Here is a 22,459-nt window from a genome sequence, read left to right as displayed (position 1 = left end):
GTCAATCATACCATTTTATGCAGAAAAAGAAAGAAACCCGACACTATTTTTCGAGAAAATTTTTATCTTTTCCGCAGAAAGTGCTGGGTTTTTGTTTATTTTAATTGAGGTATGATTGTTTAGGTTGTAGTTGTTGCAATTCGGCTTCTGTTAAGGGCCGATATTCCCCTAGTTCTAACGTTTCATCCAACCATAGTTCGCCCATTCGTAATCGTTTTAAATACGTCACAGGTTTGCCTACAGTGGCTAACATCCGTTTGACTTGATGAAATTTTCCCTCTTGAATCACTAAACGGACTACGGAAGTCCCTTCTTCCTCATTGATCGTCTCAATGACTAAACGACTTGGTTTAACCATTTCTCCATCTTTCAAGGCAAATCCTTGCGCAAACAGTTGACAATCTTCCGCTGTCACAAGTCCCTCAACTTCAGCTAAATATTCTTTATCCACATGCTTTTTGGGTGATAATAATTGATGCGCTAACTGGCCATCATTTGTTAATAGAAGCAAGCCTTCAGTATCTTTATCCAAGCGACCAACTGGGAACAAGTCGGCACGGTAATCCTGATCAGTTAACAAGTCAATTACCGTTTCATCTCGCTGATCTTCCGTCGCAGAAATGACACCTTGTGGTTTATGCAACATGTAATAAAAGAATTTCTGATACGTAAGAATTTCTCCCATCAAGGCAATTTGATCTGTTTCTTCATTTACTTGTGTTTTGGCTTCTTTTACGACGTCACCATTCACCGTAACGACTTTTTTCTTTAACAATTGTTTGATTTCTTTACGACTACCGATACCAACATCGGCTAAAAATTTATCTAAACGCATCGTCATTCCTCTTTCCTTTAAAAAAATAGCTTGGGACATAAATCGAATCGATCGATGTCTCAAGCCTTGTCTCTTAAGAGAATCTGCTGAAAGGAGTTCAATCAGCTATTATTTAATATTGAATTTTGCACGTAATTTTGCGGCATTTTTCCCTAATAAACGATCAGCTAAGCGAATCTTCAAGACCGAATAGCCATAAAAAGCGCCTCCTGCAGCAGCCACAATTACAACGATAATGAAGGCTTGGAAACGTCTAGTTGGATCTAAAAATAGATACAAGAACTGACGGAAAATCAAAGCGATAATCATCATGATGACTGTAATACAGAACATTAACAATGTTCGCCGTAAGGTTAATTTGTAATTAAAACGTGTCACTTGACGAATTCTTCTTAGAATCAATACGCAAGAAACCGTAAAGCCAATCATCGTTGCTAATAACGGACCGTAAACTTCAAATAAACGGATTGCGGGGAATTGCACGATTAATTTCACTGCTAAACCAATTCCTAAATAACGCATTGCGTCACGATTTTCATACATCCCCATTAACATATTTGACACTAACATATACAAGCCCAAGAATAAACTAGCATAACAAGCTTGCACTAATAAAGAAGTGCCTAAAGCATCTGGCATGTAAAAAACAGTGTATAGTGGTTGCGCTAAAACAATCATACCGAACGTTGCTGGCAACATTACAAACACAAAAAGTTGTAAATTATTACTAATCAAACGCGCTAACTCACGATGATTTTTTAAGGTGACCGCTTCTGTAATTAACGGTAATCCAGTAGCCGAAATCGAAGTCGCTAAAGCCACGACAATCATGGTTAATTTGTCCGGATTGGCATTAAAAATACCGAAAAGCTCTCGTAACTGGGTATCTGAATAATCCGTAAACAAACGCATAAAGTTTGAGAAAGTAAACTGATCGACAAGTTTAAAGACCGTCACCCCTGAGCCAACTACGATAAAAGGAATCGCCTCTTTAAAAGTTTCAATCAATAACTCTTTTGGAGCAATTTCATGTTCATTGGCGCTGTGTTCTTCTAAATAATCAAATAATGGTTTTTGTTTGTACATGTAATAACCTAAAACCGCAAAACTTGCGAGCATCCCAATAAATGCCGCAAAAGTGGCTTGGGTCACCGCTGTAACGTAATTACCTTCAAAGACTTTCATGATAATAAAAGCAGTTAATAACATGTAAAAAACTCGTGCTACTTGTTCAACAATTTGTGATAAAGCAAAGGGCATCATTTCTTGATTTCCTTGGAAATAACCGCGAATGACACTCATGCTTGGGAAAACTAAAACGGCTAAACTTAATGAACGCATCGTTGGAACTAATTCAGGTCCTCCGCCAGACAAAGCTGCTAATGCCGGAGATGCCAAATACATCACAATAGCAAAAACCACACCTAAGCCACCCATTAGTTGTAAGGCACGATAAAAAAGCTGTCGACTAATTTTATATTCGTTCAATGAATTATAATGCGAGGTCTGCTTGGCAATCGCACCTGGAATTCCGGCGGTAGAGATCATTAGGAATAAGGCATAAATCGTATACCCCATTGAAAACAAACTGTTCGCTTCGTTTCCGTGCTCGCCCATCCAAGCGTACCAGGGGATGATGTAAATCGCCCCTAACATGCGGGAGATAATATTACTAGCTGTCATCCAAGCTGAGCCTTTGACCATTTTTTCTTGGTTCGTCAGGATTGGTTGATCAACTGAATTTGGTTGATTGATCATTTTGTCCTCCAATATTCTTTGAGTATGCTTTCTTTATTTTAATTGTTCATCTTGGGATATGCAACGACTTTCTCGAAGAATTATCCTATTTTAACATTTCTCATGGATTTTCTCACGCTAACGAGATGGTTTTTTTAAAAGAAAAATAATGCTATAATGACATCAGTTTTGAAATTTCGTTGAAACGTTTGGAGGCAAAAAAAGTGACGATTTCATTATTCGCAATTCGCGATTGCTTAGAAAAAGAAGATTTATTAAAAGAATTTATTTCACCAGAAGGCTGGCACTTGACCCTTTCCGACACGTTAGGTCAACGAGAAGTAACGGCTCTTTCTTACGATTCGAGAGACGTAACAGCAGAAACACTCTTTTTTTGTAAAGGATTAAACTTTAAAGAAATCTATTTAGAAAATGCTGTAAAAGACGGCCTAGAAATCTATGTTTCTGAGGTGCCTTATGAGGTTCCAGCACAACTAGGAATTATCGTGACTGACATTAAAAAAGCAATGGCTGTGTTAAGCATGGCTTTTTATGATTATCCACAAAATAAATTAAAACTGATTGGCTTTACTGGAACCAAAGGTAAAACAACAGCGGCTTATTTCACCAAATATATTTTAGATGTTGCTACACAACAAAAAACAGCCTTGCTTTCTACCATGAATTCGACATTAGATGGCAAAACATTCTTTAAATCTGCCTTGACTACACCCGAATCTTTGGACTTGTATCGAATGATGGCAACCGCTGTTGCTAACGGGATGACTCATTTTATTATGGAAGTTTCTTCCCAAGCCTACAAAACTAATCGTGTCTACAAGTTATTTTTTGATGTCGGCATTTTTTTAAACATTACCCCCGACCATATCAGTCCAATTGAACATCCAACCTTTGACGATTACTTTTATTGCAAACGTCAATTGATTACACATTCTAAAGTCATTGTGTTGAATCACGAAGCTGATTATTTTCCATTACTTAAAGAAACTGCACAACAGCAAAAAGTCCCTGCCATTGTCTATGGCAGTCAGCCAGCTTCAGAAGTTGACTATTCATTCGCTGTTTCTTCAGAGGATTCCTTACGTTTTATCGTTGAAAGTCCTGCAGATGCGTTAGGATTGGCTGGCTCTTATCACCTTCGTTTAGGTGGTGATTTTAACAAAGGTAATGCGTTAAGTGCGGCGATTGCTAGTGTCCTTGTGGGAGCTTCAAAAGAAGAGTGTCAACAAGGGATCGCAGCAACCACCGTCCCTGGCCGGATGGAATCTTTAACGAATACCAACGGTGCAACCGTCTATGTTGATTACGCTCATAACTATGATAGTTTGAAGAATCTTTTAACCTTTGTCCGTGAAGAACATCCTGACGGCCGCTTAATTGTTCTTGTCGGTAGCACGGGAGACAAAGCGATTTCTCGCCGCAAAGACTTTGGTAGGGTTCTTTCTGAATTGGCTGATGTTGCAGTCCTAACAACCGATGACCCAGCCAGTGAAGATCCAGCAAAAATTTGCCAAGAAATTCAAGCCCATATTACCAAAGAAATGCCTGTTTACACCGTTTTAGATCGTGGCGAAGCAATTGCTCACGCATTATCTTTAAGCACAACGGCTGATGATGCGATTGTCTTAGCTGGTAAAGGCGCCGACCTTTATCAAAAAGTAAACGGCGTAGATGAACCTTACGCAGGAGACTTTGCCCTTGCGGAAGCTTTCATTAATAAAAAGAACTAAATCATTTAAACACACATGAAAAAAACAAGCTGCAACCACTTATCAGCAAAGGTTGCAGCTTGTTTTTTAAAGAACTTCTTTTATTTTCGTTACTTCTTCTTCTGATAAGCCATGACCGCCATCAACGAGCAAAAAGTCGACTGGGAAATGTTTCTTTAATTGATTAGCTAAAGAAAGAACTTGTCCCGGAATACTCAACTCATCCTGAGCCCCTGTTGTGACAATCACTTTTGTCGCAAACTCACCAGATACATATTGATAGCCTAAATTGCTTGGATGCAGTAAAATAACAGTGTTAGCAATAGTCGGGTTCTTTTCTAATAGGCCTAAAATAAAATTGGCACCGTTAGAGTACCCTATAAAAATAACTTCATCGTATAACTTTTGCGGTTGCCAAACTTCTTCTAGAAACGCCGTCACTCGCTCATCAAAGTTAGCACGAGGTAATGCTCCATTGACTAATGGCGCAAAAAAGCGTCGCTGTTCGCCTACACCTTCTGTTCCTAAGTAACTTAGAACACTCGCTTCTGGATAAAGGGTTGCGATGGTCGTTAATAATTGATATTCATTGCCACCAGTACCATGGAAAGCGACAACTAATTGATTAGGTTTCGACCCTTTTTGAAAAAATTGTTTCATTTAATAAACCTCCAAGAAAGGAATTTTACTATGTATGCACAAATTCATCACATCTCTATTTTAAATCGATTGATAAAGCCTACATTTGACTTCTATCATAATACACTGGGATTAAAATTACTAATGAAAACGATCAACCAAGATGACCACACCATGTATCACTTGTTTTTCTCAGATAATGAGCAACGAACAGGTACCGAATTAACTTTTTTTGAATTGAATGATGGCCAAGATCAATCCTTTGGGACAAATACAATTGAACGAACTATTTTAAAAGTACCAACGCGCGCCTCTTTGGATTTTTGGGCAGAACGTCTTGAGCAAGCGGGTATCTGCCACTATGGTGTGGAAACATTTAACCAACACCCAATTTTGCGTTTTGAAGCGCCCGATAATACGCAAATGGCGCTTGTTCCGTTACGTGAATTTGAAAATGCGGAAGATTATTTTCCAGCTGAGCATTCTGAAATTCCAGTAGAACATGCAATTTTAGGCATTGATGCAATTCAATTACGCGTCCAATATGCCGCAGCTACCAAACAACCTTTAGTGGATTATTTACATTGGCATGAAAAAGAAACAGTACCTTTTTTTGAAACTGCGCATGAAGTAACTGTTCTGGAAAATCATCATCCACAGTTTTATCAAGAGGTGCACATCATTGATGACCGTACCAATCCGCTTGCCATTGAAGGAATTGGTGGCGTTCATCACGTCGCCTTTGGGGTGGAAGATACGCAAGAATTAACGCAAGTTGATAGCCTGTTAGAGGAAAAGAATTTTACAAACTCAGGAATTAAAGACCGCGAATTTTTCAAATCATTGTATTTTAGAGAACCGAACCACTTGTTATTTGAAGTAGCCACACAAAAAGGCCTGCTAGATGCCGAAGCCTATGAAAATCAAAGCTCAAACTTTGATGAAATCCCCCTTTATTTGCCTCACTTTTTGGCAGATCAAAGAGAACGAATCGAAGCGATTTTAGCATAACAACGCCATGAGTAAACAAAAATAGCGGTTCTAACCGCTATTTTTGTTTTTTAATATCCTATTATTGCCCTTTTTTGAAAAAAAGGAGTACACTAATAGTAGATGAACTGCGCAAGGAGGTGAGTACATGTTATCTAAGGAAGAAGTTCTACACTTATTGAACGAAGCAAAAAAAGAAGTCGATCGTTTAGAAACAAACCGCCAAGAAGATTTAGGTAATTCAATCAACTATATTGAAAATGAATTACAGCTCCAACGTGTCTTATCTCAAGTGGAAGCTTATGAAAAAGTACTTGGTTAATTGATTACGCATTAAATGAGAGAGGAGCAACCAGATTCAGGTGAATGAATCTGGTTGCTCCTCTCTCATTTTTTACTAGACTAATTCGTAAGCAAGTTCTCGTGCAATAATTTTTGCGGTTGTTTCAGCGATTTCTCCAGTAAAGCCAATGCATTGTTCCATATGTTCAGGTGAACCCATCGTCATTTTACTTGTCAAAATACTGCAGCAAACCACTCGATGCTTTTGTCGAAAACTTTGATGCAATTCGTTGGCTAAAGCCATCGTTTTATTTACTTGTTCTCCTTTGGCTTCTATCCGACCAAAAAAGTAGCCCAGACACATAACCCCGCCTGAAAGAGCACCACAAATACACTTCGCTCCTCCAACACCTACAGGAAACCCAGAAGCCATGGCCACAGCTTCAATGGGAATCTCCGCATCGAAGTGCTGCCGAATGGTCGCCACAATCGCTTCCGAGCAATAAAAATCACCGTTACGATAATAGGCTTCCGCTTCTTCCCTGATTGCTTGTAAACAAATTCTCTTTTTCAAAATGCCCTCCATTCTGTATCCGCTTTCATTTTATGAATAAAAGGACGCCAAGCATCCCTTTATTTTATAGATTTTCTGCAGAGGTAAATACTTCTGACACATCATCATCGTCTTCTAACTTGTCAACCAAGCGCTCTAATTGCGCTTTTTGTTCATCGTTCAAGGTTAGTAAGGTTTGCGGAACCATTGTTAATTCAGCTTGTGCTAATGAATAACCTGCTTGTTCTAAAGCATCGCGAACCGCTGTAAAATCTTCTGGTGCTGTGTAAATTTCAAATACTTCTGGTGATGTTTCTAAATCATCGCCGCCTGCTTCCAAAACGACTTCTAGCATGTCGTCTTCCTCAATTGCATGATCTTCTCTCTTAATGACAATATAGCCTTTACGATCAAACATATAATTCACCGAACCCGTTTCACCTAAAGAGCCACCATTTCGAGTAAACGCGACGCGAACATTGGTGGCCGTTCGGTTGCGGTTATCTGTTAGTGCATGAACTAAAACTGCCACGCCACCTGGCCCGTATCCTTCATAAGTTACCTCGTCATAATGTTCCCCTTCACCAGCACTACTGGCTTTTTTTATGGCGCGAGCAATATTATCATTGGGCATATTGGCTGACTTAGCTTTATCGACTGCTAAACGTAAAGCAGGATTCATTGCGGGGTCAGGGCCACCTGCTTTTGCCGCCATATAGATTTCCCTTGAAACTTTTTGGAAAATTTTCCCACGTTTGGCATCTTGCGCATTTTTACGCCCTTGAATGTTGCTCCATTTGCTGTGTCCTGACATCCTTGATTCCTCCTGACTTTTCGTTACTATTCTCCTTTATTCTACTCTTCTTTTCAGTTAGGAACAAGCGCTACCAAAAAAAGACCCTCGCTTATCCACCTTTCTGACGAATAAACGAAGCTCTTCTAAATTAGCGTCTTCTTTTTTTATTTTTCTTCAAACCATGAACCACCAAACAAATAACGATGGCTGTCAAAGCACCCATGGAATCCAACATAACATCTTGAAAAAGAGGGGTCCTTCCTCCCGTGATCATTTGATGAAATTCATCTAAACCTGCATAGCCAGTAGCAGCTAGCCAGGAAACAACAGCTGTTAAAAACAGACCTTTGATTCTTGGCACTAATCCAATAAACCAACTACCACCTAATAGAAAATACGTACCAAAATGGGCTCCCTTACGAATAAAAAATTCAACAAATTTACTATAACCACTAGCTTGAATGCTCACTTCACTGCCAGCATATTGAAAAGAAATGTTTTTTAATTGTTCTTCAAAAGGATGACTGCTCAGAAGTTTATCTAAAAGACCAACTTGTGATTGCTGTTCATACGTCTGTGATGAACTGAAAAATAAAATGGCCATAATAACAAACGCAATGACTAAATATAAATTACTATCTTTCAAATAATTTTTCATATAATCCTCTTTTCTTGGTTTCAAGTTGCCCCGTGCCTGCCACGGAAAATTCTTTTTTATTATAGTCGGTTTCGAGGGAAAAAGAAACAACTTCTCTTAGGTCTTATGATATACTGAAAAGAAAAAAATGAAAGAAGGATTGGATATGACCTATTCTATTACATGGGATTTAGACAGTATTTTCCCCAATGGGAGCGAGTCCAAAGAACTTAGCCAACGAATGACTCAATTAACCGAACAGACAAAAGAGTACCATCAGTTAATCACAAAATGGACACCAGAAAGTGCCCAAGGCAAAGAACAATTTGCTGAAATTTTAACGTTACAAGGGAAAATCTCAAATGGCTTTTCACAATGTAATAGTTTTTTAACTGCTTTAATTTCTGCTAATACTAATGATACCAAGGCCAAAATTTTATCAGGCGATTTATACAATCTGTTGCCAGCGATTCAATTAGCTGAAACCATTTTTACTAAAAAAATCACCGAGATTTCAGCAGAACATTGGCAAGCCCTGTTAGCCGAAGAACCGTTCAAAACAATGGCTTTTCGCTTAAATGAATTACGCCGTGATGGAAAAAAACTGCTTTCCGAACAAGAAGAAAATATCATCAATACGCTTTCTCTAGATGGTTTAAATGCTTGGAGTACACATTACGATACGATTGTTGCTTCCATTGTGATTCCTTTTGAAGAAAAAGATGGCTCTGTGACAGAACTATCTGCAGGCCAAGCCTTTAACCGCATGATGGGAGATCCTGATAAAAAGGTTCGTCAACGTTTGTTTACAGCCTGGGAGAAAGCTTGGAGTGGCAAAGCTTCAATTTTAGCAGACACCCTAAATCACTTGGATGGGTTCCGTTTATCTGATTACAAATTGCATGGCACTACAGATTATTTAGAAAATCCCTTAAACTATAATCGAATGAGTCAAGAAACATTAACGGTTATGTGGGAAACTATCCAAAAAAATAAACAACCATTCGTCGACTTTCTAACGCGCAAAGCGCAATTATTCGGCAAAGAAAAAATGGATTGGCAAGACCAAGATGCACCAATTATTTTAGGTGATTTAGAAGAAAAAACGTATTCCTTTAATCAAGCCGCTGCCTTTATTTTAGAAAATTTCCGTAAATTCAGTCCGAAAATGGCTAATTTTGCCCAAATGGCTTTTGAAAAAAGTTGGATTGAAGCTGAAGATCGTCCAGGCAAACGTCCTGGGGGTTATTGTACAGAATTACCTGAAACACAAGAGTCGCGGATTTTCATGACCTTTGGGAATTCAATCAACGAAGTAGCTACTTTAGCCCATGAATTAGGTCACGCTTTCCATAGTAGCGTGATGTGGGATTTACCTTCATTGAATCGAGAGTATGCCATGAACGTAGCAGAAACAGCTAGTACCTTTGCAGAATTGATTGTTGCTGACGCCACCTTAAAAGAGGCCAAATCAGATGTTGAAAAGATTAACCTTTTAGACACAAAAATGCAAAATGCCATTGCTATGTTTATGAACATTCATGCGCGTTTTATCTTTGAAAATAATTTTTATCAAGCGCGCCAAAAAGGTTTAGTAGCGGAAGAAGATATTACTGAATTAATGTTAGCGGCGCAAAAAGAAAGCTACAAAGATAGTCTTGGCAGTTATCATCCTCATTTCTGGGCGAGCAAATTGCACTTCTTTATTGATGATGTGCCTTTCTATAATTTCCCATATACTTTTGGCTATCTATTCAGCATGGGTATCTATGCGTATGCCAATCAACAAGGCAGCTCTTTTGAAGACCAATACATTGCGTTATTAAGAGACACTGCTTCGATGACAAGCGAAGAATTAGCGAAAAAACATTTAAATGTTGACTTAACAAAACCTGATTTCTGGCAAGCCGGCATTGATCAAGTCCTAAAAGATGTGAAACAATTCATGACTTTAACTGAAAACTATGTAAACTAAGCAAAAAAGAAGCAGTAACCAACATCAGGTTACTGCTTCTCTTTTTTTCAAATAGTTTCGATACGCAAGGTAGCCCACAAGCATTAGTCCAAACGTAACAAATTCAACTACGGGCATGGCTAACCAAACACCGGTTAATCCTAGTAATTTCACCAAAATAAATAAAACTGGCACAATTAAAAAGAACCCACGCAAAGAGGAAATCATTAGCGCCATTTTCGGTTTACGAACTGCCGAAAAGTAATAAATCCCCATAAAATTCAATCCTGTAAACAAGAAGGAAATCGCATATAAGCGGATGGCTGTCCTAGCAATTTGCGCCAACTGGTCGTTCCCTTCGCTATTAAAGACCTCAATAATTTGTCCCGTAAACACTTGACTGATTAAAAAGAACAGGAAGCCGGCGACCAAGTACGTAATAAAGCTAAGTTTAACAAATTTACGCAACACCTTCGTTTCCCCTAAACCATAGTATCGGCTGAGTAATGGTTGCGCCCCTTGCCCAATCCCTGTAAAAATGGCAATCACAATAATATTGAGATTGGCAACAATCGCATAAGCTGAAATCGCCACATGACCAACTAAGTTTAACAAAACAATATTAAATAAAAACATGACAAAGGCCGAAGAAAATTCATTTAAAAAGGAAGAAAAACCAATCGACATAATTTCTCGAACATCCTGAAATTTCACTTTAAACTTTTCAAAACGTAAAACTCGTTGCGGCGACCACTTATGCAACGTAATCAGGATTAAGCTTGTTAACGGTGACATCACCGTTGCAATGGCCGCACCTGCCATGCCCCACCCAAATTGATAAATAAAGACATAATCCAAAATAATGTTGACAATTCCCCCACTGACAAAAGCAATCGTTGCCAAACGAGGATTATGGTCATTTCTTAAAAAAGTAATCAGGCAATTGTTTAAAATAAATAATAATGAACAGCTAAGGTAAATCATATAATATTCCTTTGCCAAACCAAACAAGACACCGGTCCCCTGAAGTCCCCGAATAATTTGATCGGAAAAAATCAAGCTCGCTAAAGTAAAGAGACTCCCTATAACGAAAACTAACCCAATCGTTAAACTAAAATACTGATTGGCTTTTTTGATTTCTTTTTGCGCAACCGTGGTCGAAAACAACGTAGCGCCGCCAACGCCAAACATCCAACCTAATCCATTAATAATATTAACGAGTGGTAAGACAATGTTAAGCCCCGCCAATGCCTCGGTGCCGATCCCATTTGCAATGAAAAATGTGTCCGCCAAAATAAAAATTGATTGCGCCGCCATACTTAAAATTCCTAACAGAACATTTTTATAAAACAACGCAGTAAAATGGTTTTGCTGTGTTTGCTCCATACCCAAATCTCCTTCTAACAAAAAAAGGACTCATTCTTTTTGCTTCAAGGCTTACGCAAAAATCAGAATCCTTCAATTATTCAACCCAGCGATTAAATAATCTGTCTATTTATTGATACTTCTAGGGTAGCATTCTCTCTTCGAAAAAACAACCATCCTTTTATTTTTCTCATTTTAAACTTTCTTAAGCAGTTGCAGTTGTTTTTGAACCACTTGCCAATCTTCTTTCACGACTTCTTTTAAACGATAATTATAAAAGACAGCCGCTGGATGGAAGAGTGGAATGATTTGATAGGTTTTCTGCGTCCAATGATAGTTTTGTGATTGCTCATCAAATGTTTGAATGGGCGACTGAATGACCGTTCCGTGCACTGCAGTGATTGTTGGCTTTGGTCCTAAAAGTCGTTGCAACCCAATATTCCCCAGTGTCAAAATTAGTTCAGGTTGGCAAACAGCGATTTCCCAATCAAGCAAAGGCGCAAAAATTTTGATTTCTTCTTTGGTTGGCGTTCGATTAGGAAATTTGGTTACTCTTTCTCCCGTTTTTGCAATCTGCTTCGTTTTTACAGAAAAAGGCCGACTCCTAACCGCACTGGTGATATACACCGTTTCACGACTTAAGCCAACTTGTTGTAATTGTTCCATCAACAATTGACCTGAACGACCAATAAATGGCACATTTTCTTTAATTTCTTCTTTTCCAGGGGCTTCCCCAATCAGCATCACTTTTGGCTGTTGCGGGCCTTGCCCTTCCACAAACCCTTCTAATGGTAAGTCTTTCGCTTTAGCTAAAACTGCTTTTTTCAGATGTTCAGGATAGTGCATTTACCATCACGCCTCTCTTCTGGTGTTCTTCCTTTGCTATATTGATTATAAATAAGGCCCAAAAGAAACTCAAAAAAGGAGCCTACTCATTTAGGAGCTGGTTTTTCTACACACAAAGCTTTGTCTTTAGCTAAATAAAAAGGCCGTAAGTAACCAACTAAATTAGACATTGGTAAAACCTCCGATGGTAAATCGATCTTTAATGTCTCCTTTAAATAGGCTTTGCGTGTCGCAATCCGTTGCCACATGTCTGGATAAGTTTGCTGAATCTCTTTTTGCAATGTTTCATTAGCCAAAGCCACACATTCTTCTGCACTCACCCCTGTATAACCAGGTACAGAAGGAATAATATCCACTTGAAAGAGCATGCCACTTTCCAAGCGAATGGCTGAATCTGGATAAATAGGCGACGACATCCATTCATCATCCGAAACTAAATGCCCAGGATTCAAATGCCAGTGATAGATTTCTTTTGGTAACTGTTCTTTAATCGCTTGGTACATTTCTCGCCCTAACAATCCGATTCGAATGGTTTCAAGCCAGTGAACGACAGCTTGAAAATAGGGTTTTGCTACGCGCTCTAAATAATCACGTTGCGCTTCTGGCAATTGCTGCTCGTTTTCAATAACAAAACCTGTTCGGCTAGACAAGCCGCCTTTGTAGCCTGTAGTTAATGATAAGGCATCACCTAACTGAATTTCTTTGGCAGTCGGATACATGTTTGCATATTCAAAACGTTGACCAGTTGCCGCAATGGTTACTACCGTCGGCATTTGACCTTCATCATTTAACAAAGCCCCAATGTCCGTTTCACGCTGTCCTACTTCAATTGCATTTAAGGCCTTTAACATACTGCGAGAAGCCAAATTCGCCCCATATTCATAGTGCGCCAATTCGTTAGCATTATTTGTTGCGCGAGCCCCCTTTGCTCCAATCAATAAGTGGGTCCCATTTAGTAAACGAGCTTCTTTCGGCAGCGCTTTTTTCAGTGCTTCGACAATAAAATGTGGCACATCAAACATAGTAGCAGGTTCTTGCTGTTGTGTCGTAAACATTTTCCACCCAACGATACCTATTTTTTGAGCAGTTTCATCGAGAAGCGTTTCAAAAATCTGCGACAACTTTTGTTCCCCAGCCATTGGTTGATTAGGTAGTGAAAAAGCTGGATAATGAATTAAATCGGCTGAGATGCGGGCATGTTGGCACAGTTTTAAATTTTCATTACCTAAAATAAGTGTCGCCGCACCATCCTTATTTAACACAAGAAGTCCTTCTTCAAACCTCGGAATAAAGCCAGTTAAGTATTCAAAATTACTGCCATGCTCTTTGTCTGCATAGAAGACCAATTGATCGAATTTTTCTGTTTCCATTCGTTGTAATACTTTCTGCTTGCGCGCCATCATCGTTTCATTCGTCAAATACGTTGGAAAAACATTCTCAAAAACAGTAGGTTCAGCAATATGTGTATAATTAATTTTTCGCTTCATTATTATCCTCCATTATTCATCTGCGACAATCAACGTTACGCCTGCTTGCGCTAACTGCTCACAGAATTTTTCATCAGGTCGTGTATCTGTCACTAAACAATCAATTTCTGTTAATTCGCAAATTTTAAATAAACCCGTTTTGTTTAATTTCGTTTGGTCTGCTAAGGCAATGACTTGTTTGCCTTGTTGAATCATTCGCCGCTTGACTTGACCTTCTTCTTCTGTGTGAATAAATAATCCTTGTTCAGATAACGCAAACACACCTAATAATGTATAGTCGGGGGCAAATTCCCCAACCTTAGCGACTGTTTCTGCCCCAAACAAAAAGAGTTGTTGTTTATGCAGTTGCCCAGGTAATACTGTAATTTTTGTCTGATCCATTTGCGCTAGAAGTAGCGCATGACTGAGAGAGTTCGTGATCGCGTGAATCGGACTATTTTCCATCGCTCGAATAGCTGCTTCCACCGTGGTTGATGAATCAAAAAAAATGGACGCTTGTTTGGGAATGGTTGCCCAAACTTTTTGGGCAATCGCTTGTTTTTTCTCTGGATGCTTCATTATTCGTTGAGCATAATCGTAAATAGTTGCTTCAGACTGCACTGAGATAGCGCCACCATGCGTTCTCTTTAAATGTCCTTCCTTTTCTAAACGAATTAAATCTCGCCGAATAGTATCTTTTGAAACGGAGACTTGCTCCGCTAACGCTTCCATGGAAATACTTTTTTGTTTATTCACTATTTTTTGAATCTTGGCTAAACGTTCTTCAATCAACATGTTTCCTCACCTCTTCTAAGTAAAGATAGCATCTTTTGCATTTTTTTGCAAACGAATGCAAAATAATGCAAACAAGACAAAAAAACTAGTCCTTCATTTTCTAACGAAGGGCTAGTTTGAGAGTGGTTTTAATAGGTGAATTGAATAATCATGCCGCTAGGATCTTCTAACGCAAGTAAATGATCTTTGGCAATAAAATGTAACTTTGCTTCTTCCGCATTGGCTTGGACGATCTCTAAATCTGCCGCAGTTGGTAAACGGAAGGTGTAATTTTCTAAGCCAAATTGATTTTCTTGAATCGTTGGCAGCTGTTTGCCGCTCCATGTATTTGTCCCAATATGATGATGGTACTGACCCGCTGCAAAAAACTTCGCTTGTTGACCAAAGTTAGACTTTAAGCCAAACCCTAAATTTTTATAGAACGTTTCAGTGGTATCTAAATCGGCCACTTTCAAATGAATGTGCCCAATTTTAGAACCTTCGGAAATTCCTAGCCAGTGACCGTCAGCTTCTGCAGCTAAACTATCACCGTCTAATTCTTCTGTCACACCGATAATTTCACCATTTGGACGAATATCCCAGACTTCTTCTGGTTTATCCCAATAAATTTCAATGCCATTATTTTCTGGATCACTTAAGTAAAGGGCTTCACTATAGCCATGATCTGCTGCGCCAATTTGCACATTTTCCTGCAAAAGCCACAGCAACATATTGCCTAAATCTTTGCGGGTTGGTAGCAGGAAAGCAATATGGTACAAGCCAGTGGTACCCTGATTTTCTTCCCCAGCCGTTAGTTCTTTTAAGACAAGAATTGCATCGTTGGTGCCTTGTGGCGCTAGCCAAGCACGTCCCTCTCCTTGTTTTAAAAGTTTTAAGCCAATTGTTTTCGTATAAAAGTTTACCATTTTATCTAAATCAGCCACTTTCAAAGTGACTTGTTGAATCCCAATATTACTTGGTAATGCTTGAACCATTTGCTTTCACTCCTTTCCTCTTCGTTTTACTAAAGCAATGATTTAGTTGAATTCTTTAAAACGAGCACTATCTTCCATGTATTCTTTTTCGCCAGCTGGCGCTTCAATGGAACCAATAACCATTTGTGCACGTAAATTCCAGTTTGCAGGAATTGACCATTCTGCAGCAACCGCTTCGTCAATGACTGGGTTGTAGTGTTGTAAGTTTGCGCCGATATTTTCTTGCGCTAAGGCAGTCCAAACGTTCGCTTGTGTTAAACCAGTTGCTTGTTCAGACCAAACAGGGAAGTTATCCGCATATAATGGAAAGCTATCTTGTAAGTTTTTCACGATATCTGTATCTTCAAAGAATAAAATTGTGCCCGCACCAGCTGCAAAACCTTGTAATTTAGCTTGTGTGTTTGGAAATGCTTCTGCTGGAGTTAATGGTTTTAAGGCATCTTCAGTCATTGCCCATAATTTTTTGTGAGCATCGCCGAATAAGAACACAACACGTTGTGTTTGAGAGTTAAAAGCTGTTGGACTTTCTCTAACAACTTCTTTTACTAAAGCAGTTACTTCTTCTTTTGAAATTGGTAAGTTTTCTCCTAAAGCATAGATTGAACGACGGTTTTTCATCATTTCAGTAAATTTTGACATAATATGTTCATCCTTTCGAATTTCCTCAGTAAATTCATTTAATTTTGTTTACATGCTTACTATACTACCTTACTAAAAGTAAGTAAAGCTTTTTGTCTTACTTTTTGTAAGTTTTTTTATTTTTTAGTGAAAAACCTTATTCTACCAAAGAAAAAACAACCAGCTTTTTTCTAAGAAAAAGAAAAATCTGGTTGTCGATTAATAAATGTAGAAGTCAATTGAATCGTTTTCGGCCGTTTTTCTTGAAATAAATGTGTGGCTTTTTCCCCTAACTCCATTAATGGATGACAGATTGTTGAAAAATTTAAAATTTCACTTAATAAAGTTTGTTCCTGTCCCACTAAAAAGAGTGGTCTTTCAATAACGGCTTGAATCCCTGCGGCAATTTCATCACCGTTGGTCACAACCGCTTGGAGCGTTGGATCTTGCCCACAGTGACGTCCTACTTCACACCCATCTTCATAGGTTAAACAGTCCTTAAATAACCGATTTTCAGGAATCGCTCCATAAATTTCCTGATATGCGTCAACTAAATAGCGTGCGCTTGTACTTTTTTCTGGTGCACGGTTAATCGTAATTGCCACTTCACTACATCCTTGTTGTTTCAACGCTTGGAAAACCCGCCGATAAACGGTTAAACGATCGATATAGATACTAGCATAACTAGGGTCTTCTATTTTTTCACAAAAAACAACTTGCTCTTTATATGGAGCAAACACACTTAAAGGATTTGCCTTTGACAAAACAATCATGCCATCAAACGCACCCGTGGCCATTTTTTCCAAGTAACTTTTTTCAACTTCTTTATCATAATCCGTTGGTAATAAACTGACCATCATCCCTTGCTGAAATGCTTGGTGGATAATCCCACTTAAAATAGCATCAAAATAAGGTTGATTCGTATAAGGAACCATGACACCTAATGTATTACTTTTCCCAAAGCTAAGATTTCTCGCTAATATATTGGGCTTATAGCCCAACTCATCGATAATTGCTTGGATTTTCAGTCGTTTTTCTTCAGAAACATACGGATGATGATTAATCACACGCGAAACAGTCGTGACTGAAGATCCTGAAAGGCGCGCAATTTCTCGAATTGTTGTCATACTTTCACCCCATTACTTTACAAAATTGAGTTAAATAAGGCACAATCCCTGTCCCGTAATCAACAAAACGATAAAAGGTCTCCTGCCAAGCAAAAGAAATTTCCTGAATATCCTCCTGCTGTGTCAAGTGCCACTCCGTTATCTGATGGTACGGAATTTCTTGATGCCAAATCTTATAGTATTTTTTGGGACTATTTAACTGCAGACTTTTGGCCGTCGTAGTCACCGAGACAAAATAGTAATCCATACCAAGTCTATCGCTTATCTCCACTATAACATTCATTTTCATGCCCTCCAATATTTTGATACACATAGCTTACCTTATGAAACGCGTACCAGAGCAAGAGGAAAAATAAAAAAAGTGAGACCATGTTATACTAGATGTATCATATAAAAGCAAAGGATGAGTGCAATGGAAACTGTTACAGTAGCAACAAAAAGCGACTTACTAACAAATTTGAACAAGCAAACAGATGAAATCATTATCTCGGGGGCACTTGCACAAGAAATTTACCACTTAAAAAAACAACAATTAACCGAAACGGAAGAAATGGGCTTTTTAGTGGGCAGCCAAGGCGCTGGCTCATTTTTAACCTATTTAATCGAGAAGTTATCCTATATAAATTCGGCGCTATCGCCAGAAGAACAAAAAATTGAACATGCGATTTTGCGTTTGTATGTTATTAAAAAATTAACTCCAGAAACTACTTTATTACGTCTAAAACAGTTAGATTATTAAAATTTTATTTAATCAAGATAGACCAATTTCCCGCGTACAACGAGTCCCTTTCATTAATCACTTGATATAATTACCTTTATTCAAGTTCCCACCATTGTCATTATCGATTAACCAATGGTATATTAGAAGTAACAGATAAGTCATTTTATTTGAAAAAGTGTTTGGGAAATGTTGGGGGAGGAATGTTTATGTGTCAACCGCAGGAAAAAAAGAAAGAAATTTCTGTTGCTAAGTTACGTTATCGTTTTGAATTACCAATGATTATCATTGGTTTTGTTTTATTGTTTTTAGCATTGGGGTTAGTTGCTTTATTGATATTGAGTGATTTGCCGATTCCTGACTGGTTATTAATTGTCTTAATTGCACCAATTGCGCCAGTCATTGCTTTTTTTACCATTCGTTATATGTACATGGATACTGCTTCTAACGGAGTGGAAATTACAGAAAATCAGTTACCAGAAATTTATTCTTTATATATTGATTTGGCAAAAGAAATGGGCTTTGGCACTAAAAAATTAAGGATGCCACGTCTTTATTTAATCAACGGGAATGGTGTCTTAAACGCTTTTGCGGCAAAATGCTCTTTACACAGACGCTATGTTGTCATTCACAGTGATTTGTTGGACATCGCGTACAATACAGGCGATTTTTCGCTGATTCGCTTTATTTTGGCACACGAGCTAGGACACCATAAATGTGGACACACTAATTTATGGCGGCTAATGTTATCCATTATTTTGAAACCAGTTGCGTTAGATAAAAGTTTTACAAGAACGCAAGAATATACCGCTGATCGCGCAGGTTTATACTACGCCGAAGAAGGTGCTTTAAGTATGATTTATTTATTTTCAGGAAAATACATGGGCAGTCGTGTGGATTTAGAAGAATACTTTCACAGTATTGATTTACATGATGATACCATCTGGCTTAAATTGAGTAACTTCTTATCCGATCATCCTGTTGGCTTCCGTCGAATGCAAACATTGAAAAAAGCCAAAGATACTGGCAATTGGGACGTTCATGGAAAATTTTTCTAGCAAGAGCCAACCATCATTAAATAAACGTGCTGGGACAAAAGATTCTTTAACTTTTGTCCCAGCACGTTTATTAATCCACCAATAAATGAACAAATTCTTCTTTGGTGATATTTACAAAGTAGTCTTCAAAGTTAAATGCTGCTAATGCTTGCCAAATTGATGAATACTGATAGTCCACACCTAATAAAGCCGCAACGATTTCCGCTGTTTCTTTTTTGGCAAAGTAATCACCATAAATCGTTAACTCAATTATTTTACCTTTTTCAACAGTCAAACGTGCATCCACAATGCCGCCTTTAAACTTTTCTTCTTTTTTGATCGTAAATTTAGGCGCTTCACCAAAAACCCAAGCTTCATTGCCATACACTTCAGCGACCAATTTCCTAATTTCCTGCTGATCTGCTTTGGTTAGGACATATTCTTTCTCCGCAATTTCAGTTAGAGATTCAACATCAAAGAGCTCCATCAGTAAACGATTGCGAAATTCCTCGATGGTTAATTGTTGATATTTTTCGTCTAAGTACGGCCGTAAATTGGTTACGCGTCCCCGAACAGATTTTGTCCCTTTTGATTCAATTTTTTTCTTAGAAACAGTTAAGACACGTTGAACTTCTGCCAAATCAACATCATACATCAAGGTACCATGAGTATACATCTTCCCCTTTTTTGTATACATGGCATTGCCAGAAAATTTTTTCCCATCAATTAATAAATCATTGCGACCGCTAATCTCGGCCCCCGTTGCGCCCATTTTATGTAATGCTTCAATAATTGGTTTAGTGAACGCTTTAAAATCCCCAAAAGCTTGATGTCCTTCCTGAACAACAAAACTAAAGCTGACATTCCCGAGATCATCATAAACAGCACCACCGCCCGATAAACGGCGAGTAATAACGATTCCCTTCTCTCTAGCATAAGCTAAGTCAATTTCTTCATAAGCATTTTGATTTCGGCCTAAAATAACACAGGGTTCCTGAATATAAAACAACACTAAGGGCTCTTCAAAAGAGAGAGTGTTTAATAGATAATCTTCCGTTGCTAAATTTTCACGAATATCTCGTGACTGCATTATGACATAACGCATAAGGTCGCCCCACTTCTTTTTCTTCTAGTGTATCACTTTCTTTCAAAATTGGTTCACTAAACGTCTTCTCTGGCCATTCTCAAAAGCGGATGATCAACAAAAAAACGAACGTGGGACAACAATCACTTTGGATGTTTGTTCCACGCTCAAAATCTAATAAACAGCAATTGCAGAACTGTTTAGCTTTTTAATCTAACCAAGTTACTACTTCTGAAACATCTCGTCGGACTGTTTCAAAGCCGGGTGTTTGAGCTTTGCCAATCGGAATAATCAGTCCGTTCACTAAATGATCCTCAATATTAAATAACTTGCGAACAGCTTCTGTTTCAAAACCAGACATCGCCACAGTATCATAGCCTCGATCTTTTGCAGAAAGCATCAGCTGCATCGCAACTAAGCCTTGGTCTAACATTAGCCACTCTCTTTTTTGTTCTTCGCTAACATCATAGTACCAAGAAACATTTTCATTAATTCCTTGACGAATTTCTTCCGTCATCGTTCCTTGTGCGACAGCTTTAGCACTGATTTCATCTGCATTGGCCACTGTATAAGCAGTCAAATTACCTAATAAAATAATCACCGCCGCTGCCCCTTTAACTGCTGGTTGTTGCATCGAAACTTCGTAAAGGGCTTCTTTTTGTTCTTTTTCTGTGACAATTAAAAAACGCCATGAATTTAAATTGGTACTATTTGGCGCGAACATCGCTTCCTCAATTATGGCCATTAATTCCTCTTTAGGAATCTCAACATCTGGCATAAAATCCCGAACTGAACGTCGGCTGCGAACAACATCTTGATACATCATATTTCTTCTTCCTTCCTCTTACCTTACTTGACATAGTTATTATTACTCACTATGATGGAGAAAAAAAGTACGCACTTTTTATTCACCTAGGAAGAAAAAAGTAACCATTACGTGTCACAAGGAGAAACTATGACAACTGATAAACAAACCAGTATCAACTTAGCCCTTTCCACCATTAACGGCAAATGGAAATTATCATTAATGGATGAATTATTCCAAGGAACCAAGCGCAACGGTGAATTGATGCGTGCGCTCGACGGAATCACTCAGCGCGTCCTGACAGATCGCTTGAGAGAAATGGAAAAAGATGGCCTAGTCCATCGAGAATCCTTTAACGAACTACCCCCGCGTGTGGAATATACGCTCACTCCGGAAGGATATGCTCTTTACGATGCCCTCTCTTCACTTTGCCATTGGGGCGAAACATTTGCACAAAAAAAGGCGAGACTTAACAAATAAGTCTCGTCTTTTTTTATCTATTTTGGGTATTATGGGTAAACTTAAGATATTTTTGAAGTCCTTCTTGAATTGAATAAACGGGCGAAAAACCTAAACCTTTCAAAGCAGAACTATCTGAAAGAGAATATTTTATATCGCCATCTCGTTCCTTTTGATAAGAAACTGGCAAAGAAAGTCCCACTAATTGGTTCATTTCTTCAATTAATTGATTAAGGGAAATGGCAACTTCGGTACCCACATTATAAACATGTCCCAACGCTTCACTTTTGGTTGCTACTAAATTTAATGCAGTTAGGACATCCTCAATGTAGATAAAGTCACGTGTTTGCTGACCATCTCCAAATATTTGAAATTGGCTCGCTTGCCCTTGCTCTAATTGGATATAACGATCCATCAAAATGGACAGGACACCAGAATAGGGTGAAGCAGGATTTTGATTGGGACCATAGACATTAAAGAAGCGAACTGCGCTTGTAGGTACCCCATGTAAATGGTATTCATTGAGAACATAACGTTCAGCAGCAAACTTATCAATAGCATAGGGACTCAAAGGGCAAATCATCGAAGTTTCTCTTTTAGGCAACGTTGGCTCTACACCGTAAACGGCTGCCGACGAAGCAAAAACAAAACGTTTGAGCTCTTTTTGATATTTTTTTATTGATTCCAATATTTTCAATACACTTAAAAAATTGACCTCGTGGGTCTCTAGAGGCTGTGCCACAGAACTTGCCACGCTTGCCACGGCCGCAAGATGAAAGATATACTCAAACGAATGCTTTGAAAGTACTTCGTCCAATAATTGCTGATTCGTCACACTTCCTTTAATAAAAACCAACTGCTCAGTTTGTTGCAAATTTGACACTCGCCCCATGGACAAATCATCAATCACAAAAACTTGATACTGTTGACTATAAAAATTAGCCAAATTAGAACCAATAAAGCCAGCTCCTCCAGTAATTAATAGTTTCTTCACCTCTTTGCTTCCTCTCTT

Annotated in this window: 24 protein-coding genes; 7 read left to right on the top strand and 17 right to left on the bottom strand. The window is 38.5% G+C overall.

Annotated elements, in window-relative coordinates:
- Window positions 1-100: 100 nt before the first annotated feature.
- Together IGL37_RS02090 and IGL37_RS02085 are read right to left on the bottom strand one after the other, a co-directional pair.
- The gene (locus IGL37_RS02090) at window positions 101-835 is read right to left on the bottom strand and encodes a pseudouridine synthase (RefSeq protein ID WP_002355501.1); all 735 of its coding nucleotides are present in this window, start codon (window positions 833-835) and stop codon (window positions 101-103) included.
- 108 nt (window positions 836-943) lie between these two features.
- On the bottom strand, window positions 944-2,593 hold the full coding sequence (locus IGL37_RS02085; protein ID WP_002364837.1) for a putative polysaccharide biosynthesis protein: 1,650 nt from the start codon (window positions 2,591-2,593) through the stop codon (window positions 944-946).
- 203 nt (window positions 2,594-2,796) lie between these two features.
- Between IGL37_RS02085 and IGL37_RS02080 the strand changes: the two genes are divergently transcribed.
- The gene (locus tag IGL37_RS02080) at window positions 2,797-4,323 is read left to right on the top strand and encodes a UDP-N-acetylmuramoyl-L-alanyl-D-glutamate--L-lysine ligase (RefSeq protein WP_002373306.1); all 1,527 of its coding nucleotides are present in this window, start codon (window positions 2,797-2,799) and stop codon (window positions 4,321-4,323) included.
- 66 nt (window positions 4,324-4,389) lie between these two features.
- On the opposite strand, the gene IGL37_RS02075 is transcribed toward IGL37_RS02080, so the two are convergent.
- A complete protein-coding gene (locus IGL37_RS02075; protein WP_002358653.1) occupies window positions 4,390-4,962 on the bottom strand; it encodes an alpha/beta hydrolase in 573 nt (190 codons plus the stop codon).
- A 30-nt stretch (window positions 4,963-4,992) separates the two neighbouring features.
- On the opposite strand from IGL37_RS02075, the gene IGL37_RS02070 reads away from it, so the two are divergent.
- The gene (locus IGL37_RS02070; protein WP_033918187.1) at window positions 4,993-5,952 is read left to right on the top strand and encodes a ring-cleaving dioxygenase; all 960 of its coding nucleotides are present in this window, start codon (window positions 4,993-4,995) and stop codon (window positions 5,950-5,952) included.
- Window positions 5,953-6,079: 127 nt separating this feature from the next.
- A complete protein-coding gene (locus IGL37_RS02065) occupies window positions 6,080-6,253 on the top strand; it encodes a hypothetical protein (protein ID WP_002355495.1) in 174 nt (57 codons plus the stop codon).
- Between the two features lie 75 nt (window positions 6,254-6,328).
- Here the strand turns inward: IGL37_RS02065 and IGL37_RS02060 are convergent, their stop codons facing one another.
- The 3 genes from IGL37_RS02060 to IGL37_RS02050 all read right to left on the bottom strand — a co-directional run bounded on the left by IGL37_RS02060 (window position 6,329) and on the right by IGL37_RS02050 (window position 8,220).
- Window positions 6,329-6,799 (bottom strand): C-GCAxxG-C-C family protein, encoded by a 471-nt coding sequence (locus IGL37_RS02060; RefSeq protein WP_025189811.1) that lies wholly within the window; start codon window positions 6,797-6,799, stop codon window positions 6,329-6,331.
- 52 nt (window positions 6,800-6,851) lie between these two features.
- On the bottom strand, window positions 6,852-7,580 hold the full coding sequence (locus tag IGL37_RS02055) for a YebC/PmpR family DNA-binding transcriptional regulator (RefSeq protein ID WP_010819190.1): 729 nt from the start codon (window positions 7,578-7,580) through the stop codon (window positions 6,852-6,854).
- A gap of 130 nt (window positions 7,581-7,710) precedes the next feature.
- The gene (locus IGL37_RS02050) at window positions 7,711-8,220 is read right to left on the bottom strand and encodes a VanZ family protein (protein WP_002363134.1); all 510 of its coding nucleotides are present in this window, start codon (window positions 8,218-8,220) and stop codon (window positions 7,711-7,713) included.
- Between the two features lie 127 nt (window positions 8,221-8,347).
- Between IGL37_RS02050 and IGL37_RS02045 the strand changes: the two genes are divergently transcribed.
- Window positions 8,348-10,174 carry a M3 family oligoendopeptidase gene (locus IGL37_RS02045; protein ID WP_195757646.1) on the top strand — a complete coding sequence of 609 codons (1,827 nt, stop codon included), beginning with the start codon at window positions 8,348-8,350 and terminating at the stop codon, window positions 10,172-10,174.
- 24 nt (window positions 10,175-10,198) lie between these two features.
- On the opposite strand, the gene IGL37_RS02040 is transcribed toward IGL37_RS02045, so the two are convergent.
- From IGL37_RS02040 to IGL37_RS02005, 8 genes are all read right to left on the bottom strand, one after another.
- The gene (locus IGL37_RS02040; protein ID WP_002367982.1) at window positions 10,199-11,539 is read right to left on the bottom strand and encodes an MATE family efflux transporter; all 1,341 of its coding nucleotides are present in this window, start codon (window positions 11,537-11,539) and stop codon (window positions 10,199-10,201) included.
- A 174-nt stretch (window positions 11,540-11,713) separates the two neighbouring features.
- The gene (locus tag IGL37_RS02035) at window positions 11,714-12,364 is read right to left on the bottom strand and encodes a uracil-DNA glycosylase (protein WP_002355481.1); all 651 of its coding nucleotides are present in this window, start codon (window positions 12,362-12,364) and stop codon (window positions 11,714-11,716) included.
- Between the two features lie 86 nt (window positions 12,365-12,450).
- Entirely contained in the window at window positions 12,451-13,851 is a 1,401-nt protein-coding gene (locus tag IGL37_RS02030; protein ID WP_202583850.1) for a M24 family metallopeptidase, read from the bottom strand.
- Between the two features lie 12 nt (window positions 13,852-13,863).
- On the bottom strand, window positions 13,864-14,625 hold the full coding sequence (locus IGL37_RS02025; RefSeq protein WP_010820653.1) for a DeoR/GlpR family DNA-binding transcription regulator: 762 nt from the start codon (window positions 14,623-14,625) through the stop codon (window positions 13,864-13,866).
- A gap of 128 nt (window positions 14,626-14,753) precedes the next feature.
- The gene (locus IGL37_RS02020; RefSeq protein ID WP_002355476.1) at window positions 14,754-15,599 is read right to left on the bottom strand and encodes a VOC family protein; all 846 of its coding nucleotides are present in this window, start codon (window positions 15,597-15,599) and stop codon (window positions 14,754-14,756) included.
- 42 nt (window positions 15,600-15,641) lie between these two features.
- A complete protein-coding gene (locus tag IGL37_RS02015) occupies window positions 15,642-16,238 on the bottom strand; it encodes a nitroreductase family protein (protein WP_002355475.1) in 597 nt (198 codons plus the stop codon).
- 170 nt (window positions 16,239-16,408) lie between these two features.
- Window positions 16,409-17,344: a LacI family DNA-binding transcriptional regulator gene (locus IGL37_RS02010; RefSeq protein ID WP_002361227.1), complete on the bottom strand. Its 936-nt coding sequence runs from the start codon at window positions 17,342-17,344 to the stop codon at window positions 16,409-16,411.
- A gap of 4 nt (window positions 17,345-17,348) precedes the next feature.
- Window positions 17,349-17,633, bottom strand: a complete 285-nt coding sequence (locus IGL37_RS02005) for a hypothetical protein (RefSeq protein ID WP_002364844.1) — start codon at window positions 17,631-17,633, stop codon at window positions 17,349-17,351.
- A gap of 114 nt (window positions 17,634-17,747) precedes the next feature.
- Here IGL37_RS02005 and IGL37_RS02000 point away from each other — a divergent pair, with 114 nt between their 5' ends.
- Complete coding sequence (locus IGL37_RS02000; protein ID WP_002358645.1) at window positions 17,748-18,083, top strand: hypothetical protein; 336 nt, start codon at window positions 17,748-17,750, stop codon at window positions 18,081-18,083.
- A 182-nt stretch (window positions 18,084-18,265) separates the two neighbouring features.
- Window positions 18,266-19,120, top strand: a complete 855-nt coding sequence (locus tag IGL37_RS01995; protein ID WP_002384882.1) for a M48 family metallopeptidase — start codon at window positions 18,266-18,268, stop codon at window positions 19,118-19,120.
- Between the two features lie 70 nt (window positions 19,121-19,190).
- Here the strand turns inward: IGL37_RS01995 and IGL37_RS01990 are convergent, their stop codons facing one another.
- Window positions 19,191-20,204 (bottom strand): lipoate--protein ligase, encoded by a 1,014-nt coding sequence (locus IGL37_RS01990; RefSeq protein ID WP_033659515.1) that lies wholly within the window; start codon window positions 20,202-20,204, stop codon window positions 19,191-19,193.
- 187 nt (window positions 20,205-20,391) lie between these two features.
- Window positions 20,392-21,009: a nitroreductase family protein gene (locus tag IGL37_RS01985; protein WP_033918190.1), complete on the bottom strand. Its 618-nt coding sequence runs from the start codon at window positions 21,007-21,009 to the stop codon at window positions 20,392-20,394.
- Between the two features lie 111 nt (window positions 21,010-21,120).
- Between IGL37_RS01985 and IGL37_RS01980 the strand changes: the two genes are divergently transcribed.
- Complete coding sequence (locus tag IGL37_RS01980; protein WP_002355464.1) at window positions 21,121-21,468, top strand: winged helix-turn-helix transcriptional regulator; 348 nt, start codon at window positions 21,121-21,123, stop codon at window positions 21,466-21,468.
- Between the two features lie 13 nt (window positions 21,469-21,481).
- Here the strand turns inward: IGL37_RS01980 and IGL37_RS01975 are convergent, their stop codons facing one another.
- Window positions 21,482-22,441 (bottom strand): GDP-mannose 4,6-dehydratase, encoded by a 960-nt coding sequence (locus IGL37_RS01975; RefSeq protein WP_033918191.1) that lies wholly within the window; start codon window positions 22,439-22,441, stop codon window positions 21,482-21,484.
- Window positions 22,442-22,459: the final 18 nt, after the last annotated feature.

This window comes from Enterococcus sp. AZ119 (genome assembly GCF_050546175.1).
Taxonomy (GTDB): Bacteria; Bacillota; Bacilli; order Lactobacillales; family Enterococcaceae; genus Enterococcus; species Enterococcus faecalis.
The sequence above is the reverse complement of the archived record's forward strand: the minus strand, read 5'-3'. Positions and strand labels throughout refer to the sequence as shown.